Source organism: Parasutterella secunda, from assembly GCF_024733725.1.
Classification (GTDB): Bacteria; Pseudomonadota; Gammaproteobacteria; order Burkholderiales; family Burkholderiaceae_F; genus Aphodousia; species Aphodousia faecalis.
Map to the genome: position 1 here is coordinate 211,804 of NZ_JANRHP010000003.1, position 12,677 is coordinate 224,480.

The 12,677-nt window shown below is 45.7% G+C and carries 13 protein-coding genes; 4 read left to right on the plus strand and 9 right to left on the minus strand.

Translation table 11 applies throughout. The annotated features are described in order from the left end of the window. Positions 1 to 4 precede the first annotated feature (4 nt). The 5 genes from NW199_RS04525 to gpmA form a co-directional block, all read right to left on the minus strand. Complete coding sequence (locus tag NW199_RS04525) at positions 5 to 928, minus strand: FtsK/SpoIIIE domain-containing protein (protein WP_258333758.1); 924 nt, start codon at positions 926 to 928, stop codon at positions 5 to 7. A gap of 73 nt (positions 929 to 1,001) precedes the next feature. After that, complete coding sequence (locus tag NW199_RS04530) at positions 1,002 to 2,129, minus strand: metallophosphoesterase (protein WP_258333759.1); 1,128 nt, start codon at positions 2,127 to 2,129, stop codon at positions 1,002 to 1,004. 28 nt (positions 2,130 to 2,157) lie between these two features. Continuing rightward, positions 2,158 to 3,633 (minus strand): S41 family peptidase, encoded by a 1,476-nt coding sequence (locus tag NW199_RS04535; protein WP_249091593.1) that lies wholly within the window; start codon positions 3,631 to 3,633, stop codon positions 2,158 to 2,160. A 9-nt stretch (positions 3,634 to 3,642) separates the two neighbouring features. Beyond that, the gene (locus tag NW199_RS04540; protein ID WP_258333760.1) at positions 3,643 to 5,064 is read right to left on the minus strand and encodes a murein hydrolase activator EnvC family protein; all 1,422 of its coding nucleotides are present in this window, start codon (positions 5,062 to 5,064) and stop codon (positions 3,643 to 3,645) included. Beyond that, positions 5,061 to 5,810: a 2,3-diphosphoglycerate-dependent phosphoglycerate mutase gene (gene gpmA / locus NW199_RS04545; protein ID WP_249091592.1), complete on the minus strand. Its 750-nt coding sequence runs from the start codon at positions 5,808 to 5,810 to the stop codon at positions 5,061 to 5,063. Before gpmA ends, NW199_RS04540 begins: the two co-directional genes overlap by 4 nt. A gap of 183 nt (positions 5,811 to 5,993) precedes the next feature. On the opposite strand from gpmA, the gene NW199_RS04550 reads away from it, so the two are divergent. The 4 genes from NW199_RS04550 to NW199_RS04565 all read left to right on the plus strand — a co-directional run bounded on the left by NW199_RS04550 (position 5,994) and on the right by NW199_RS04565 (position 9,629). Next, positions 5,994 to 6,398 carry a rhodanese-like domain-containing protein gene (locus NW199_RS04550; RefSeq protein WP_022473507.1) on the plus strand — a complete coding sequence of 135 codons (405 nt, stop codon included), beginning with the start codon at positions 5,994 to 5,996 and terminating at the stop codon, positions 6,396 to 6,398. Positions 6,399 to 6,434: 36 nt separating this feature from the next. Further along, on the plus strand, positions 6,435 to 6,947 hold the full coding sequence (gene secB, locus NW199_RS04555) for a protein-export chaperone SecB (protein WP_258333761.1): 513 nt from the start codon (positions 6,435 to 6,437) through the stop codon (positions 6,945 to 6,947). An 82-nt stretch (positions 6,948 to 7,029) separates the two neighbouring features. Next, on the plus strand, positions 7,030 to 8,931 hold the full coding sequence (locus tag NW199_RS04560) for an ATP-binding protein (RefSeq protein WP_022473509.1): 1,902 nt from the start codon (positions 7,030 to 7,032) through the stop codon (positions 8,929 to 8,931). Then, positions 8,931 to 9,629, plus strand: a complete 699-nt coding sequence (locus NW199_RS04565) for a response regulator (RefSeq protein WP_022473510.1) — start codon at positions 8,931 to 8,933, stop codon at positions 9,627 to 9,629. Before NW199_RS04560 ends, NW199_RS04565 begins: the two co-directional genes overlap by 1 nt. Before the next feature lie 15 nt (positions 9,630 to 9,644). Here the strand turns inward: NW199_RS04565 and trmL are convergent, their stop codons facing one another. From trmL to NW199_RS04585, 4 genes are read right to left on the minus strand one after another with little or no spacing between them, the layout of a single operon-like run. Then, positions 9,645 to 10,115: a tRNA (uridine(34)/cytosine(34)/5-carboxymethylaminomethyluridine(34)-2'-O)-methyltransferase TrmL gene (trmL, locus tag NW199_RS04570; protein ID WP_258333762.1), complete on the minus strand. Its 471-nt coding sequence runs from the start codon at positions 10,113 to 10,115 to the stop codon at positions 9,645 to 9,647. Further along, positions 10,108 to 11,040, minus strand: a complete 933-nt coding sequence (gene rpoH, locus NW199_RS04575) for an RNA polymerase sigma factor RpoH (protein ID WP_258333763.1) — start codon at positions 11,038 to 11,040, stop codon at positions 10,108 to 10,110. Before rpoH ends, trmL begins: the two co-directional genes overlap by 8 nt. A gap of 32 nt (positions 11,041 to 11,072) precedes the next feature. Beyond that, on the minus strand, positions 11,073 to 11,984 hold the full coding sequence (locus tag NW199_RS04580) for a cell division protein FtsX (protein WP_258333764.1): 912 nt from the start codon (positions 11,982 to 11,984) through the stop codon (positions 11,073 to 11,075). Beyond that, positions 11,981 to 12,676, minus strand: coding sequence for a cell division ATP-binding protein FtsE (locus NW199_RS04585; RefSeq protein WP_258333765.1), 696 nt, complete (start codon positions 12,674 to 12,676; stop codon positions 11,981 to 11,983). The genes NW199_RS04580 and NW199_RS04585 overlap by 4 nt, the downstream gene beginning before the upstream one ends. Position 12,677: the final 1 nt, after the last annotated feature.

Consider the following 12,677-nt stretch of genomic DNA (forward strand, 5'->3'; position numbering starts at 1 on the left):
AAAGTTAGCGGTCTTCGGCAACCCGGATTGCGGTCACCATTCGTTCGGCGTCTTCATCAGACAGCCAAGGAACCCAGCAGTAGATCGGAGATGGTTCACCAGCCAAAACAGCCAGCATATGACCTAAATCCGTTAACGATTCCGCCCCTTTAATGCCTAATGCATACTCGGACATTTCAGCCGTCGGCAATTTCAGGGAAATACGATTGCCGAAATGATCCCGAACTTCTTTAGGCAAGACACGAGGATCCGGCCACTGGGTCGCCAAAATGAGGTGATAACCCGTGCTCCAACCTTTATTGGAAATCGCGTTCAAGGCTCTCAGAAGTTTTTCTTTGAAGTCATCATCAATCATCCAGACAGCCACTTCATCAATGATGACAAAAGTGCGTAAAAGACGCTTTTTGAGTCCCAATACTTTATTGCACTCTTCCAGAGTTTTGACTCCCAAGGTCTCGAAAAGCCGTTCGTGGGCCTCAATGGATTTTGTAATGCCATCTAGATAGCTTTTCGCCGTTTCAATGTTGGTTTCCACACGCATGCGGTGCAGACCTTTCAGGCTTTCAAAAGCCCAACCACCATTGGGATCGAACACTTTAATGGCGGCCAAGTCAGGAGTGTTGGTAATGGCAATGTCTAAAATCAAGTTTCGCAGGAAAGAGCTTTTACCACTGCCAGTCATCCCTGTCACTAAGGTGTAAGGGGCGTGGGCAGCAAATCCTTCAAAAGCAGATTCAAAGTTGAGGTAAAAAGGCTCGTCTTTATCAGCAGTGCGGCCCAATACAAAAGAATAGTTTCCACCATAGGCATTATGATTGACCTGACGTTCACGCCAGACACTCCACATACTATCACTGCCTTCATTAGCGTGTTTTTCGATTAGTGCCTCAATGGCAGCGGAATAACGAAAACTGTTTTTATTAAGCATACTTCGATCCTTAAAAAACGGATACCTCTGTACTTATATTAATCACTTTTGAAGCAGAGAAACATTTCATAAATCAATTTTTCTTTTTTAATGTCACAAGCGTAATTTCACTGGGGATGCCTAAACGGATGGGGAAGCCATACCAAAGTCCAGTTCCGCGGTTGACATAAAGGAGCATATCGCCGATCTGATATTTATCTTTTACAAAACCTTTATTAATAATTTGAGCAAGCCAGTGCATGCCGAAAATTTGTCCGCCATGCGTATGACCGGACAATTGCAGTGCAATCGGGTATTTGGCGTAATCCCGACTGTATTTAACTTGATGAGACAGTAAAATGGAGACGGTTCCTTCGGGTATCCCGCTCATAGCTTTTTTAATATCTGGATACTCACGGTGATAGCGGGCGGCCATGGGGTCGGTAATACCGACAATGGCAAGTTTGGCTCCATTAACGTCAAGAATTCGGTGACTGTTATGCAGTACAGTCATATTTAATGTGGGATAAGTGGCCATCCAGGCGTCATAATCCACATAGTGTTCATGGTTGCCTTCAACTGCGAAAACACCATATGGGGCGTGAAGTTCTTTAAGCGGTGAAACGTCTTGCAGTCTTGCTTCTGTTTTACCGTCAACAATGTCACCGGTGACAGCAACCATATCCGGTTTCAAAGCATTTGTTCTTTCAACAACCTTAACCAGCCGGCTTCGGTCAAGCAGGGGACTGGCGTGAATGTCGGATAATTGAGCAATCGTAAAACCGTCCAGCGAATCAGGCAGATTTTTAATCGGAACGTCTAAACGGTAAATCGGCGGTTGAGACAGGGCGCTGTAACTGCCAAATGCGGCGATTAACATGGCTATGCTCAGTAAACTCACCGCCGTTGTTGTTGGGTGGGGAAGTTTAGTTTTGCGGACTAAACGGTAAATGAGTCCCACAAAGTCTTTGGCAAAAGTCGCCAAAACGAGTAGTAACTGGGTCGAAAATAACCAACAATACAAAACGATCCCTAAATGGGGAACTCGGTCATCATAGCCGACAAAAAAAGAACGACAAAACGCGGGATATTGGCAGGAAATAAGAAATAAAAAGAGCAAAACTCCGCGAATTGCCCAATGCAGGCGAGTCTTGTGAAACAAGCTCACGTACATATATAAGGCGAAAAAAATCGGAATGACATGAATGAGTACTTGTTGCATGATGTTCTTTTTCCTCTTTTATTGCCGGTTACTTTTTAGTTTGTCCCTCCGTTTTTTTTGGATTTTCTTTCGTTACCTCTGGCTTTTTCTCAAAACCGGTAATGTATTTTTCTCCTTTGAGAATCTTGACAGCCTGCTGCAATTGGAAGTCCTTATCATCACCAAAGAAATAGCGTAATTCCGGTTGCTTGGCGTCATCGAGTTGTTTTTCACTTTCTTCTTTCTGTTTTTTCTGGAAAGCTTTTTTCTCTTCTTCACTCTTTAGGTGATGTGCAAGATCAGCTTCTCGAATATTGAAAGTCGCGTAATTGCCTTCGGCGGTATCAGCGATTTCAATATCGGGAGTAATACCCTTAGCTTGAATTGACCGACCGTTAGGGGTGTAGTAACGCGATGTTGTCAGTTTGATGCCCGTTGTGGCTTCGCCTCCATCCAAGGGTCTTAAAGGTAAAACAGTTTGAACGCTACCCTTGCCGAAAGATTGTTGGCCGATAATCTTGGCACGCTTATGATCTTGCAAGGCGCCCGAGACGATTTCGCTAGCGCTGGCGCTGGCCGCGTTAATCAGGACCACCATGGGTACGGTCTTGGCTTCCTTGGGGACTTTTGCAACCCAGTCACTAGAGGGGCTTTGATCGAAATTAAGGTAGTCTGACGGTCTGGTGAGGAAGCTTCGGTTTGCTTCGGCTGTGCGTCCTTTTGTGCTAACGACAACTTTATCTTTATCAATAAAAGTTGATACAACACCGACAGCGGCATTAAGTAAGCCACCGGGGTCATTTCTTAGGTCTAAAACCAACCCCTTAAGATGATTCTTTTTATTCAGATCAATAAGGTATTTAGCAAGGTCATCGGCCGTATGTTCTTGGAATTGTGAGATACGGATGTAGGCGATGCCATCCTTTAGTTCCTTCATTTTCACCGACTGGACTTTAATAATGTCACGCGTGATGGTGAAGTTCAGCGGCTTATCCACTCCTTTTCGAGCAATGACGAGTTTGATTTTTGTTTTGGGTTTACCGCGCATGAGTTTGACGTTTTCAGAAAGCGTCATCGCTCGGGTCGCCTGTTCATCAATCTTGACAATAATGTCACCGGCTCGAATTCCTGCCCGGGCAGCAGGTGTGTCATCGATAGGAGCGATGACCAAGACACCAGAAGCATCCATCGTGACTTCAAGGCCAAGTCCGCCGAATTCACCTTCGGTTCCCTCTTTCATTTCCTCAAACGCTTCTTTGTCCAAATAAGCAGAGTGAGGATCAAGCCCTGAGAGCATACCAGCCAATGCATTTTCCAATAACTGGCGGTCACCGGTCTGCTTTTCATCGACATAAAAAGCTTTTACAGCCGCATAGACATCGGTAAATTGACGAATTTCCTGTAAAGGTAAAGGAGCTTTAGCGTTTTGAGCGTTTGTTTCAGCTGCCAAAAGAGCAGGAGTAAAACAAAGCGCCAAAGAAGCTGCAATTACTTTTTTACGTAAGGGAGATGAAAATATTGTCATGTTTTTCTTTTAATCTTTACCAATCCACGGCAGGGGATTGAAGGGTTGTCCGTTTCTGCGAAGTTCAAAATATAGGCCTGGGCGCTCTTCTCCGCCAGTGTTGCCGACTGAGGCAATCGTTTCGCCGCGCGTGACCTTATCGCCAACACTCTTGTAAAGGGATTCGTTATTTGCGTAAATGGAGAGATAACCGTCACCGTGGTCAACAATAATCAAATTGCCGAAACCACGAAGCCAATCAGAGAACACAACCTGACCATTCGCACAAGCCAAAACGTCACTGCCTTGGCGAGCTTGAATCATCAAACCTCTCCACGTTGTGCTCTTACCGGAAACATTCGCTCGAGCTTGTCCATAGCGTCCTGTGATTTTACCCAACGCCGGCATTAACAATTTGCCTTTTTGTTTAGCAAATACGCCGGAAGGAGTCTTTCCTCCAACGGATACTTTTCCGCTGGCCGGTTGTTTCTTGCGAGCCTGCTGAGCCCTGCGTTCTGCTTCTGCTTTGCGTTGGGCCAGCACTTTGTCAATATTGGCAACCAATTGTCCTAATCGTTGCTGATCTCGCTCCAACTTATCAATGGAGGCTCGTTGCTCGGAAATTTGTTTTTTCAGTTTCTCCAAAGTCTGTTTACGAGTTTGTTGTTCTCGCATCAGTTGCTCACGGCCTTTTTTTTCATTGGCTTCAATGTTCGCGAGCTCTTTGCGTTTGCTTTGCGTTTCCTCGGAGACTGAGTGAATACCGGCCTGTTGTTTGGACAGTTGATTGACGGCCTGTTGCTGAGCACGAGCAAAATACTGAAGGGAAGCGGCGTCTCGGGCTACTTCATGGGGATTATTTCCGGCAATTAATGTTTGCCAAGACTGACGCCGGGAATTCAGAAATTGGGCACGGGCAATCGCTCGACTTTGCTTTTCTGCGCTAGTCAATTGTCCGCTCACAGATAGCTCTTGTTCTCGCAATTCTTTTAGCCGTTTTTCAACTCGTGTACGTTCAGTGCTTAATTCACGAAGACGGCGATTGGCTTTTGAAATGGCTTCTTCACTGGCCGCTAAAGCATCACTTGCCTCATTTTGACTGGCTTCAGCTTGGGACAATTGTTTCTTTAAGGAACCGAGTTGCTCTTGCAAAGACTTCTGTTGACTTTGCAGTTCATTGCGGCGTTTTTCACTGACTTCGTCTGTACTTTTGGCAGCCGTTTTTTTAGTGGCTGTTTTTGAGTTGTTTTTTTGAGCAACTGTACGTTTTGTAGTGGTTTTAGCGGAAGAGCGCGTCGTTTTCTTGGTGTTAGTTTTTTTCTGAGTCGTTTGAGCATACACCTCTCCCACCCCGCAGTATTGACTTAGCGGGGAAACGCTCAGACAGAGCAAAGCGCTCGCTAGACCGAGCGCTTTTAAAAATACGCCTAAAGGACGCGCAATCAATCTCACTTCTTCGCTTTACCTTGAGCCGCAACAGCTGCCATTGCGGCTTCAATTTCCGCCTGATTACCGAGATAGTAGTGACGGATAGGTTTCATATTGTCGTCGAACTCGTAGACGATCGGTCGAGCAGTCGGAATATTCAAGTGAACGATATCCTCATCGCTGATATTGTCAATGTACTTGATCAAAGCGCGAAGAGAATTGCCGTGAGCAGCGATCAGTACGCGCTTTCCTGAACGAATCGTCGGTTCAATTTCTTCCTTCCAATACGGAATAACACGGGCAACGGTATCTTTTAGACATTCAGTAGCCGGGATTTCTTCCGGCTTCAAACTTGCGTAACGGGGATCTCTGCCTGCCCAACGTTCATCATCGGGAGAAAGGGGATTGGGCGGAATAGCGTACGCGCGACGCCAGATCAAAACTTGATCATCGCCGTATTTGGCAGCCGTTTCAGCTTTATTTAGGCCTTGAAGTGCACCGTAATGTCTTTCGTTTAAGCGCCATGAGTTTTTAACCGGCAGATACATACGATCCATGGCATCCAAAGCGATCCATAACGTACGGATGGCACGACGTAACACGCTTGTATAGGCGATATCAAAATCATAGCCTTCGGCTTTTAACAATTCTCCGGCTTTGCGGGCCTCTTCGCGTCCTTTTTCTGTCAGGTCAACGTCGGTCCAACCCGTAAAACGGTTTTCCAAATTCCACTGGCTTTCGCCGTGTCGCATCAGTACGAGCTTAAACATAGGATCAATCTCTATAAAAATGAGAAATGGGAAGTTAACCCCACAATTTTAAAAGAAAAGGCCAATTCGGAGAATCGCCAATGCACAAAAAGTTGTAATTTGTTGTACTATCCCAAATCAAGATGCGATTGGGCTTTTTGTGACCGACCGCTTTTTCTTTGACTGATCAGTAGCGAGAACATCGTGTTTGAATTTTTACTTGACAATATTGTGTTGGTGGCCGTGATTTTGGTATCCGGCGCCTTTTTGCTCGAACCCGTTATTCGTAAGCGTAGCATGGGTCCCAGTCTTAGCAACGAAGAGGCTATCGACTACATTAACAAGAAGAACGCCTTCGTGTTGGATGTGCGTGCCACGAAAGATTTCAAGCGTGGAGCCATTGCCAATTCAAAGAGCATCCCTATGGAAGGTTTTGAAGGGCGCATCAATGAAGTTCCGAATGATCGACCGGTCATCGTGGTCGATACCGTGACATCGTCGAGCCAAAAGGCAGCAAAGATTTTGCGTGCCAAGGGCTATAAAGATGTTTTTGTCCTTGAAGGCGGTATTAAAGGTTGGGTAGACGCCAAGTTGCCCTTTACCCGCTAGAGATCAATTTAACTGAAACACCGAAAGGATTTAAAAATGGCTGAAGAAAACAACAGTGTTGCCCAGCAAGATCAACAACAAGACGCTTCTGCTAATGCGTTCCAACTTGAACGCTGCTACATGAAGGATGCTTCTTTGGAAATGCCGCATGCTCCGGAAGTTTTTGTGACTCCTCTTCAACAACAACCGACGGTTGACATGCAGTTTGAAGTTAGTTTAAAGAAGCTTGATGATGCGCATCGTGAAGTAACGGTTCGTGCCACAGTGACGATCAAGGCTGCAGAAAATGTCATGTTGATTGCCGAAGTCAAACAAGCCGGTATTTTCCAAATTCGCGGCTTTACGGATGAACAAATGGCTCACATCGGTAATGTTATTTGCCCGACCATTGTTTACCCGTATTTGCGTGCCAATGTTGCTGACTTGATCACCCGTACGACAATGGCTCCGGTTAACTTGCCGGAAATGAATTTTGAAATGTTGTATCAACAACGTTTGGCTCAAGCAGCAGCCGCTGCCGATCAAGCAAAGGCTGAACAACAAAACTAATTCGGATTCATACAGACCGTTGAAGGGGAGAAGACATCAGCAAAGGTGCTGAGAAGCTTTTCCCCTTTTTTGTTTTATGACAATGAAAAACGTTACAGAAGCTCCGCAACTTTCCAGCCGTCTGTTGAGATTGGCGCTGCTTTGGGTGATTTTGCTCATCGCCTCGGTTGTTTATACGCTTTTTTTGTCTAAACAAATGGAAATCACAACGGAAGTTATGCGCCGAGCAGGTGATATTCGTGCGGAGTTATACCAAGTTGGCTACGACCTGACCACGGTACATTCGAAGAATTTAACTGTCGATATCCAAGGGGTTGTTTGGCGTGTTGACCAGACGCTAAATTTGGCTATTTTGGATGACGGATCTACCTACCGCGTGATGGCTCGTGATGAGCGAATTGACAAAATTTTGAGCAGAATCGACGAAACATGGCGCCAAAGTGTCAAACCTTTACTTTTAAAGTGGAATGAGACTCATAGTGTAGGAACCAGCAGCAGACAGGAAATATTGGCAGGCCTCGATTCTCTAAACAGTGAACTTGATGAGTGGCAAAACTTAACCGATGCAGAAGTCAACCGTAATATCGTCGTATTGCGCTATACACAGGTTGCCTTGGGAGGTTTGTCGATTCTGAGTGTCATCGTTGTGATGTGGTTTTTGTTTGCTTCTGTACTAAGGCCGCTGAATCAACTACAGGCTGGAATCGAGCGCTTGAAAGCAGGTGACTGGAAGACAAGGGTGCATGCGGAAGGAACTCAGGAATTTTCTGAAATTTCTGCAGGTTTTAATGAATTGGCTACCCACTTGGATGATATTTACTTCAATTTGGAAAGTAGAGTTGAAGAAAAAACCGCTTCTTTAGCAGAAAAAAATGCCCACTTAACCGCTCTATATGGTTTAACGGCGTTTTTGGGTGAACAACATTCCGTTGAAGAGATGTTGGAGTCTTTTATTGCCCGTGTTTTAACTTTAACTGGGGCTCCGGCAGCGCAAGTTTGTTTTTGGAACGAAAACCGCAACCAATTGGAAAGCGTCTTGAAAAAGGGCCTTAGTGAGAGCGGAACTAAGGAATGTGAAAAAATCTCTGAACAATTCTGCCAGCAAATATTTGCCAGTCCTTATCCGGTCAGAATTGAAGAGCCTGATCAGTCTGTCAACCTGGACGCCTCCCATAATCGTTTCATATTGAAGGTGGTTTATCACATTCGCTATCGGCAAAAAAATATCGGTATTTTTGCCCTCTTTTATCGTGACAAACTTTCCGAAGACAGAGCACTAGATATGCTTCTTGAAAACTTGGGTCGTCACTTTGGGGCCGCTATTGAAAATATGCGCTTGGCGGCTTTGGACCAACAAATGGCGGTTGCTCAGGAACGCAATATATTGGCGCAGAATTTACACGACTCCATTGCACAGACCTTGTCTTTTGTTAATCTTCAAGTGCAGATGTTGGAAGGGGCATTGAAGGATCAGAACTCCGAGCAAATTGATGATGGCATTAAACAAATTAAAGCCGGCGTTCAAGAGTGCTACGACGATGTAAGGGAGCTGCTTCTTAATTTCCGAACACGTGTTTATAAAGAGGAATTGGGTGAACTTGTTCAAAGTGTGTTGCAACGTTTTGAGCGACAGACGAATGTGAAAACGCATTTAAATATTCAGGATGACGGAATGACATTGTCTTCAACCCAAAAGTTGCAAGTCATCTTTATTTTGCAAGAAGCCCTATCCAATGTTAGAAAGCATGCTCGGGCGCGTACGGTCATGGTTAACATTCGCAATGATGACAGTCGTTTTGAAATGACGGTGATGGATGATGGCATCGGAATTGATCCACAATTGTTGTCCGAACGAAAGCAAAGCCACGTCGGATTGTCTATCATGCGAGAACGTGCTCAGAAAGTAAACGCTCAGATTGAAATTGAATCTGAAATTGACCAAGGCACTACTGTGAAATTGATTTTGCCCAAAGAGGGACGCTGATGAGTATTCGGATTTTATTAGTAGATGACCACACTTTATTTCGGTCTGGTTTGAAGGCACTGTTGAGCAGGCAGGCAGATTTCGAAATTGTGGGTGAGGCTTCAGACGGATTGGAAGGGGTGAAGTTAGCCGAGCAGCTGAAACCGGATCTGGTGCTTTTGGACTTGGATATGCCCGTGATGAACGGGACCGAGGCACTCGCTCAGATGTTGGCCGCTAATCGCGAACTTCCGGTCGTTATGTTGACAGTCAGTGAAGATGCCGAGGATTTGAAAGAAGCATTTGTACTTGGAGCCAGAGGTTATCTAGTCAAAAACATTGATGCAGAGTATTTGGTTAATGGCGTGCGTCAAGTCGTGGCTGGCGAAAGCGTGATGTCTCCGGAGATGACCAGTAAATTTGTCAATGGAATCAGAGCTAAACATCTTTCATTAATGCCCGAGGTTCGTCCGGAAACGGTAAAAAGTCTCACTGAACGTGAACGCCAGATTTTGGGTTGTTTGGCTCAGGGAGCTAGTAACCGTGAGATGGCTAATTTGCTGAACATGTCTGAAAGCACTGTCAAAGCTCATTTACAGCGCATTATGAGACGGTTTGATTTCAGCTCTCGCGTACAGGCTGCTGTTTTCGCAGCAGAGCGGCACATGGACCGCTATTTACTTGAGAGCCTAAATCAGAAAAAGACAAATAACAGTTAAATTCTCTAAGGGCGGCTATAAGCCGCCTTCGTAGTTATTCTGTCTCCAAGCTTCATATACGGTAATGGCAACGGTGTTGGAGAGATTCAACGACCGATTGTGAGGACGCATCGGCAAGCGAATGCGCTGTTGTTCAGGGAAACTGTTTCGAATGTTATCGGGAAGCCCGTGTCCTTCGCTACCAAAGACAAACCAATCTCCGGGCAAGAAGTGAGAGTCCGCAAAAGGATGAGAGCCCTTTGTGGTCATGGCAAACATGCGGTTACGGTTAGGATGCTCACTTTCTAAAAACGCATCAAAACTTTTATGCACTTTTACTGTTGCATATTCGTGATAATCCAGTCCGGCTCGGATCATATGTTTGTCTTCTAATGTAAATCCTAGAGGTTCAACGAGGTGTAGTTCACAGCCCGTGTTGGCGGACAAACGGATGATATTACCGGTGTTAGGCGGAATTTCTGGAGCAACGAGAACAATTCTAAACATACTCATCTGACGGCGCAGTTAGCGCTTTCCTCATTTTCGTTAAAGCATTTTTTTCTATTTGTCGAACCCGTTCAGCCGACACTCCCAACTCTTGAGCAAGTTCCTGCAATGTCTTGGGAGTGTTATTGCCATTTTCATCGACATTGAGCCAGCGGGCCATAATCACATGGCGGCTGCGTTCATCAAGGCTAGCCAGCGCTTGGCGGATGCCTTCTTGCTGCATTCGCTCTTCGTCTTTTTGCTCAAGGATGGTGGTAGGTTCATCGGCTGTTGAAGACAACCATTGGATCGGAGCGCTGCTGTGATCTTCATCATCAGTATTGTCTGCAGGCAAATCAATGGGCGTTTCATTGCCATACATCCTCTGTTCCATCTCGAGAACTTCGGATGGTTTAACATCCAATTCTTGAGCGATTTTGTCTGCCTGTGAATAGGTAAGCGCATTTTCTCCCCGCATGGAGCGGAGATTGAAAAACAATTTTCTTTGGGACTTAGTTGTGGCCAATTTCACTTGGCGCCAATTTTTCACAATGTAGTCTTGGATTTCAGAGCGGATCCAATACTCTGCGAATGTCATTAAGCGGGCGCCGTGAGTGGGGTCATAATGTTTAATGGCTTTCAATAAACCGATGTTGCCTTCCTGAATCAGATCCGCGTGTGGAATTCCGTATCCAAGGTAGGAACGAGCAATAGCAATGACCAGTCTCAGGTGGGCCATAACCAAAGTACGGCCAGCATTCATGTCATTATTTTTGTGTAAGCGTTCCACCAGATCCCGTTCCTGTTCATACGACAGAATAGGGAAGCGATTGGCTGCCTGAATATAGGCATCTAAGTTCCCTAAACTAGGGATGACACTAGGAACCTTGCTCTGATAAGGAACAAGGGCATTAGCGCCGGAGGAAGCTTTTTTGATATCAGCCATGTAGATGCCTAAAAAGATGGGGAGGACTTGTATCAGTCAAAGCGCTCAATTTTTGCGATTGCGCGTTGAGTAATGATACTCGCGATTAATCCGCCAAGCAGAGCGCAAAAAACGATGAAGCCCGCGTTAAATTGCCAAGGTAACGGAGAAATGGCTATCTGAGTGCCATATTGTTCACCAACGGCCAAAAGAGCTTCATTAAGGTAGCCGGTAGCAAAGGACGATAAGGCAATGGCAATCACAGCCGCCAGACCCATCGTCAGAAAACCTCGCCATGCATAAGGTCGAATGGAAAAAGACGGGGTCGCCCCAAAAAGATAAAGCATATTGAGCTCAGTCTTTTGGGTGTCGGCAGCCAGTCTGACACTAGCGGCAATAACACAGACGATCAGCGATAGAGTGATAACAACAAATATCCAGCCTAAGTTACTGATTGTGTGAGAAATTGCATCCAACTTTGTTAACCATGTGCTGTCATAGGCAACAAGGCTGACGCCTTTTAACTTTTCAATATTTTTTGCCGTCCGCTCAATGTCGGCAGCTGGCATTTGAGCATCAAGTGTCACAATAATCAAGTCAGGCAGCGGATTGGCAGCCTTATCTTGAGAAGTTTGCTTGATACCTAAGTTTTCATTGAGAGATTTAAAAGCTTCGTCTTTCGGAATCGTCGTAATTTTCATTACGTGTTCGTGCCTGCCAATTCGCTCCCGCAGATTATCCATTTGCGCTTTGTTGAGGTCTTGATACGTAAAGACCGTAATTTCCGGCGCCACAGGAATTGCCCTGATGGGTTCAGAAAGACTGTAGAGAACACTTGCAACAAAAACTGGGATTGTTAAAGACAAACTGGCGAGCATCAACGCTAGGAAAAAAACACCCTTAGCATTTTTAATGCCTCGAAAAACTTGCTGTAAGGCCCAAGCACGAGAAGAAGTAAAGCTCATGGCATTCCTCCGTGTTGAGAGGCAAATTTGACTTCCCTGTAGGCAATGCCACGTGGAGCCAAAAGAAGGTGAGAGGCTACAATAACGGTCACCCCAGCGCTGGCAAATTCTCCCAGAAGATTGATGACCGTTTGAGCATTATTGGCATCTAAATGTGCCGCCGGTTCGTCAGCCAAAATTAAAACAGGCTGGTTAACCACGGCTCGCGCAAGACTGACTTGTTGTCTTTGACCGGAAGATAAATCAATCGGATAGTTTTGAGCCCAGTCGGACATGTGGCAGCGAGAAAGGGCTGCCAATGCTTGTTGTCTAGCTTGATCAGTACTGGCATCGGCGGCCAAAGCGGGCAGCATTACATTTTCTAAAATGGTTCTGTCTTCCAGTAAAGGCGAATTTTGGAGCATCAGTCCGATCGCTCTTCGAAGCCAACGACGTTGAAGGGTAGAAAACTCTTGAACATCTTCCCCGGCCACCCTGACCGCACCCCGAGTCGGGTTCAACAGGCCGGCGATTAGCCGCAAAACGGTTGACTTCCCACATCCTGTATCTCCGTGCAGGACAACAAATTCCCCTCGGTAGATATCTACCGATACGTCGCGAAGTACTTGCAATTGGTCAAATTCCACAAATACATGTGATAACTGAACCAAAGGCTCTTCTTGAATTTGGGCAGGTAGGGAAGTGTCAAACATC

Excerpts from the sequence above, each read along its gene's own strand:
- gpmA (WP_249091592.1), bottom strand. The coding sequence starts at position 5,810 with ATGTTTAAGCTCGTACTGATGCGACACGGCGAAAGCCAGTGGAATTTG.
- NW199_RS04535 (WP_249091593.1), bottom strand. The coding sequence starts at position 3,633 with ATGACAATATTTTCATCTCCCTTACGTAAAAAAGTAATTGCAGCTTCT.
- NW199_RS04565 (WP_022473510.1), top strand. The coding sequence starts at position 8,931 with ATGAGTATTCGGATTTTATTAGTAGATGACCACACTTTATTTCGGTCT.
- rpoH (WP_258333763.1), bottom strand. The coding sequence starts at position 11,040 with ATGGCTGATATCAAAAAAGCTTCCTCCGGCGCTAATGCCCTTGTTCCT.
- NW199_RS04530 (WP_258333759.1), bottom strand. The coding sequence starts at position 2,129 with ATGCAACAAGTACTCATTCATGTCATTCCGATTTTTTTCGCCTTATAT.
- NW199_RS04560 (WP_022473509.1), top strand. The coding sequence starts at position 7,030 with ATGAAAAACGTTACAGAAGCTCCGCAACTTTCCAGCCGTCTGTTGAGA.
- secB (WP_258333761.1), top strand. The coding sequence starts at position 6,435 with ATGGCTGAAGAAAACAACAGTGTTGCCCAGCAAGATCAACAACAAGAC.
- NW199_RS04585 (WP_258333765.1), bottom strand. The coding sequence starts at position 12,676 with ATGTTTGACACTTCCCTACCTGCCCAAATTCAAGAAGAGCCTTTGGTT.
- NW199_RS04525 (WP_258333758.1), bottom strand. The coding sequence starts at position 928 with ATGCTTAATAAAAACAGTTTTCGTTATTCCGCTGCCATTGAGGCACTA.
- NW199_RS04580 (WP_258333764.1), bottom strand. The coding sequence starts at position 11,984 with ATGAGCTTTACTTCTTCTCGTGCTTGGGCCTTACAGCAAGTTTTTCGA.
- trmL (WP_258333762.1), bottom strand. The coding sequence starts at position 10,115 with ATGTTTAGAATTGTTCTCGTTGCTCCAGAAATTCCGCCTAACACCGGT.